The following is a 4,949-nucleotide window of genomic DNA, read 5'->3' as shown; positions in this document are numbered from 1 at the left end:
CGTCCGCATCGTCGGTCTGGTTGAGCAGCTCGGTGGCGGGGATCGTCACCGTGACGGTCGCGGTGATCGGGTTGACGGCGTGCAGGTCGGCCGGCGTCTGGCCGGTGAGGAGCACCTCGAGGAGCGCGTCGACCCGGTACTGGTCGAACGTGCGGGGGTCGTCCTTCGGCTTGCCGCGGGCAGCTTGGGTGGCGCGGGCGAACGCGCCGTGGATGGCCGCGGTCGGGCCGGCGATGCACAGGGTCGAGATGCCGTCGTCGCCGTCGTCGACCCACGCGCGGCGGCGTGCGCGGGCGGCGTCGTGGCGGCGCTGCAGCGGGTCGGTCATCGCGCGGTCGACGATCCGCCTCGCCCGCGAGCGCAACTGCGACGGGGTGGCCCGCTCGGCGATGTCCACCAGCTCGGCTTCGACCCGCGCCCGGTCGGCGGGGTCGACGTGCGGGTCGGTGCGCAGCGCCTCGGTGGCCTGCTCGATCGCGCGCAGGTGGGTGCCGGTGATGCGACCGGCCTTGTGGGCGGCGTGCGCCGCGGGCAGGTCGGTGACGGTCGTCCACGCCTCGGTGAGCTTGCGCTCCATGGTGCGGTCGGCGAGGCGCAGCTCGGACGCGAGCACGGAGGCGGACTCCTTGACCGCCATGCCGATGTCGCCGCCGGTCTCGCGCAGGTGCTGCAGCTCGGCCGCGAGCAGCTCCCGCTGCTCCGCCTCGAGGCGGGCGCGGCGCTGCTCGATCGCCCGCATCCGGCCGGCGAGCGCCTCCTGCCGCCGCGCTGCTCCCGGCCGGTCGTCGGGGTCGACACTGCCGGGCAGCAGCGGCACCGCCATCCGGCCCGCGATCACCTCGTCCACCTGCGCGTCCGTCAGCGCAGCGAGCCGCTGCCCCCAGTCCCGGTCGAACGCCGCCAGCTCGTCCTCGAGCTCGGCCGCGGTGCGGCCGTGCGGGTCGATCGCGCCGGCACGGATCGACGCGATGTACTCCTCCGCATCGAGCCCGCCCCACGCATCCACGCAGGCATGCAACCACGCACCACTGACACGGGAAGGGCGGGGGAGAGCGACTGTGGAGAGAGGCGGCGAGCGCCATGGATCGGCGGAGCCGGCGATGGAGCGGGCGACGGGAATCGAACCCGCGTAATCAGTTTGGAAGACTGAGGCTCTACCATTGAGCTACGCCCGCGCGCCCCGAGCGCGACGTGACGTCGGGACGGCACGAATCTACCGCATCCGCTCTGGGGCAGTTGTCGCTCGCTCGCTCGTCCGTGCCCCTCGCGCATTCGCGAGCGTCGACCTTCCACAGCTCGGGATCTGCCTGTCCGGAGCTGCCAGCCGCCGTCGCTACGCTCGATCCGTGCAGCGAAGCATCCCGCAAGACCTCGTCCTCGGCGCCGCGACCGCCGCCTACCAGATCGAGGGCGCAGCGTTCGAGGACGGGCGCACCGCGAGCATCTGGGACGCGTTCGCGCGCGTGCCGGGCGCCGTCATCGACGGCCACAACGGCGACGTCGCGTGCGACCACTACCACCGCATGCCCGACGACGTCGCCCTCATGCGCGAGCTGGGCCTGCAGACCTACCGCTTCTCGACGAGCTGGGCGCGCGTGCGACCCGACGGGGGCGCGCCGAACGCGAAGGGCATCGACTTCTACTCGAGGCTCGTCGACGAGCTGCTCGCCGCCGACATCATGCCGTGGCTCACGCTCTACCACTGGGACCTGCCGCAGGCGCTCGAGGAGCAGGGCGGCTGGACGGACCGCGACACCGCCCACCGCTTCGTCGAGTACGCGCTCACGGTGCACGAGGCGCTCGGCGACCGCGTGCAGAGCTGGACGACGCTCAACGAGCCGTGGTGCTCCTCGTTCCTCTCCTACACCGCGGGCGCCCACGCCCCGGGCCGGCAGAGCGTCGAGGCGGGCCTCCGCGCCGGGCACCACCTGCTGCTCGCCCACGGGATGGCGGTGCGGGCGCTCCGCGACGCCGGCGCCGAGCGGCTCGGGATCACCCTCAACTTCCAGCCCGCCGAGCCCGTCGACCCGGCGAGCGAGTCCGACCGCGATGCGGCGCGGCGCCTCGACGACCAGTACAACCGCTTCTTCGTGCACCCGATCATGACGGGCGAGTACCCCGAGTCGCTGCTGCGCGACGTCGGCCACCTCGGCCTCGACGCGGTCGTGCAGGAGGGCGACCTCGCGACGATCGCCGCGCCCATCGACGTGCTGGGGGTGAACTACTACCACGACGACGTCGTCTCCTTCGAGCCGCCCGAGGTGCCGATGCTGCAGGACGCCCCGACCGACCGGCCGATCTCGAGCCCGTACCCGGCGGCCGAAGGCGTCCACGCGCATCCGCGCGGACTGCCGACGACCACGATGGGCTGGGAGGTGCACCCCGCGGGCCTCACGGCGCTGCTGCGCCAGCTGCACGAGGAGTACACCGCCGCCGCGGGCGTCGAGCTGTGGGTGACCGAGAACGGCGCGGCCTTCGCCGACGAGGTGACGACGGATGCGTCGACCGGCGAGGCGCGGATCCACGACGCCGACCGGGTCGAGTTCCTCCGCGCGCACGTCGCCGCCGTCGTGGACGCGATCGACGCGGGCGTACCGGTCAAGGGCTACATGTACTGGTCGCTGCTCGACAACTTCGAGTGGGCGTGGGGCTATCACAAGCGGTTCGGCATCGTGCGGGTCGACTACGAGACGCAAGCGCGCACGGTGAAGGACTCCGGTCGAGAGCTCGCGCGCCTGATCCGCGAGCGGACGCTCTAGCGCCGAGCGGCGGCGCTGCTGCGCGCCGCCCGATCCTGGGCGCCACCCGGGGTCGGGGCGACAGGATTCGAACCTGCGACCTCCCGCCCCCAAAGCGGGCGCTCTAGCCAAGCTGAGCTACGCCCCGTAGGGATCGCTCCCGTACAGCACGCGAGTCTAGCGGCGCGCACCCGGCCGGATCGCTGTGCCGGTGCGGCTCCGCGCACCCGGTCAGGTCGATCGTCCCCTCGGGGTGCCGCGCCGCTGCCTGTGCCGCCGTCCGCCGCCTGGCCCTGCGAAGGCTTGAGGCACCCTATGCGCCACCTTGAGCGAGCATATGTCATAACGCCGTTACGCTTCGCGCGAGACGACCGACGACGGTGTCGGCCGCCCATATCCCGAACAAGGAGCAACTCGATGAAGAAACTGCTCGCGGCCGCTGCGGTCGCAGGATTCGCCGTCCTCGGCGTCGCGACGCCGGCCCAGGCCGCGCCCCCCGACTCCGCCGCCATGAACAGCGAGGCGTACTGGGAGAACCTCGGCTACGGCGACTGCACGAAGGTCGAGTACGGCGACGGCGTCACGAGCGTCACGCTGCCCGAGCTCTCGTGGCCCAGCGAGTACACGCTGCTCGTCCTCAAGGCGGGATCCGGCACGTCCGCGAACCAGCTCATCATGTGGCCCGAGGCCGGCGTCGCCTACATGCACGACAGCGGCAAGGAGCTCAGCCACATCATCTACTGCATGGCCGAGAAGCTCAGCTGACGCCTGGAGCCGATCCGAAGAGCGGCGGCGATGCCCGGGTGACGAGCCCGCGCATCGCCGCCTCTCGACGCTCCCGGGCGCGCCGGTGGCATAGCCGCGTCAGCCCGCCTGCGCCCGCCGCTGCGAGATGAGGACGATGGCCACGCCCGTGGCGGCCACCGCGAGCCCCGCGACGCCGAGCGGCGTGACCGGCACGCCGAACACGAGCCACACCCACAGCATCGTGGTCGGCGGCGTGAGGTACAGCATCGTGCTCACGAACGTCGCGCCGTGCGAGCGCGTGACCGTCACGTAGAGCACGTAGCCGCCGAGGCTCGAGAGCACGACGAGCCAGAGCACCGCGAACCACACGTCGCCGGTGGCCGGGGGAGCGGCGTGCCCGCGCAGCAGCGCCACGACGACGAACACCGCGCCGGCCACGATCGAGTGCATCGTGAGGGTCTGCAGCAGGTCGTCGTGCATCCGCCAGCGCCGCTGGAGCACCGTGCCGGTGCCGAGGCACAGCACCGCGGCGAGGGGCAGCGCGTACGCCCACAGCGGCGCGCCGTGCCCGTCGACCGCTCCCGAGACCACGAGCGCGACCCCGGCGAGGCCCACGACCATGCCGGCCCACATCCACCCCGTGGCCCGCTCGCCGAGCACGCGCCCGGCGACCGTCGCGACGAGCATCGGCTGCAGGGCGGCGATGAGCGCCGCGGTGCCGCCGTCGACCCCGGCGCGCACGCCCTCGAAGATGAGCAGGAGGTACGCGGCCTGGTTGAGCACGGCGACCGTCCCCTGCCGCAGCCAGCTCGCTCGGCGGGGCCACGGCCGGCGCAGCACGAGCATCGCCGCGACGAGGACGCCGGCGAGCACCACGAAGCGCCACATGAGCACCGTGATCGGCTCACCGTCCGCGCGCGCCGCGAGCTCGGCGCCGACGAACCCCGAGCTCCACGTGACGACGAGGCCGGTCGCCGCGACCGCGATCGCCACCGGCCCCAGACGGCCGGGCTGCCGCGACTGCACCTACGTCTCGACGACGAGGATCGGGTCGCTCGTCGGCGCATCCGAGCCGCCTGCGGGCTCGACGGTCACGCCGATGGCCGCGCCGGCGCTGAGCTCGCCGTCGAGCAGGAACGCGGTCGCGCCGCCCGTCCCCTCGAAGGTGCCCGCCGACCGCGGTCCCGACGCGTCGATGTACCAGGCCTGGTAGGTGCTGCCCTCCGGCACGCGACCCAGGCGGTCGAACAGGATCGCCGACTGCCCGCGCTCCGCCGACCAGATGACCGTCGCGACCGTGCCGTCGGCGAGCGCGACCTCGCTGCGCTGCGCGTCGGCAGCCGCCACGACGGAGCCGAGCGACTCGTCCTCCGAGCCCCCCAGCTGGGTGCCGATCGCGATGCCGCCGAGCAGCAGCGCCGCGGCAGCCGCGAGCGCCCCGAGCGCGCGAGCGGGTCGCCAGCG

5 protein-coding genes and 2 tRNA genes are annotated in these 4,949 nt (G+C 73.3%); 2 read left to right on the top strand and 5 right to left on the bottom strand.

The window, feature by feature from the left end:
- Together NWP09_RS11700 and NWP09_RS11695 are read right to left on the bottom strand one after the other, a co-directional pair.
- Positions 1-1,006: 13E12 repeat family protein (locus NWP09_RS11700; protein ID WP_258275680.1), on the bottom strand; the 1,006-nt coding region annotated here is incomplete at its 3' end.
- A 95-nt stretch (positions 1,007-1,101) separates the two neighbouring features.
- Positions 1,102-1,175, bottom strand: a tRNA-Gly gene (locus tag NWP09_RS11695).
- Between the two features lie 171 nt (positions 1,176-1,346).
- Here NWP09_RS11695 and NWP09_RS11690 point away from each other — a divergent pair.
- Complete coding sequence (locus tag NWP09_RS11690; RefSeq protein ID WP_258275679.1) at positions 1,347-2,759, top strand: GH1 family beta-glucosidase; 1,413 nt, start codon at positions 1,347-1,349, stop codon at positions 2,757-2,759.
- Between the two features lie 52 nt (positions 2,760-2,811).
- Here the strand turns inward: NWP09_RS11690 and NWP09_RS11685 are convergent.
- Positions 2,812-2,886 (bottom strand) — tRNA-Pro (locus NWP09_RS11685).
- 269 nt (positions 2,887-3,155) lie between these two features.
- Here NWP09_RS11685 and NWP09_RS11680 point away from each other — a divergent pair.
- Entirely contained in the window at positions 3,156-3,503 is a 348-nt protein-coding gene (locus NWP09_RS11680; RefSeq protein WP_258275678.1) for a hypothetical protein, read from the top strand.
- A 99-nt stretch (positions 3,504-3,602) separates the two neighbouring features.
- On the opposite strand, the gene NWP09_RS11675 is transcribed toward NWP09_RS11680, so the two are convergent.
- A complete protein-coding gene (locus NWP09_RS11675; protein WP_258275677.1) occupies positions 3,603-4,511 on the bottom strand; it encodes a DMT family transporter in 909 nt (302 codons plus the stop codon).
- On the bottom strand, positions 4,512-4,949 hold a 438-nt coding region (locus NWP09_RS11670), incomplete at its 5' end, for an anti-sigma factor (protein WP_258275676.1).

It is taken from the genome of Agrococcus sp. HG114 (assembly GCF_024723325.1).
Lineage (GTDB): Bacteria > Actinomycetota > Actinomycetes > Actinomycetales > Microbacteriaceae > Agrococcus.
This window is presented reverse-complemented; position numbering and strand designations above follow the sequence as displayed.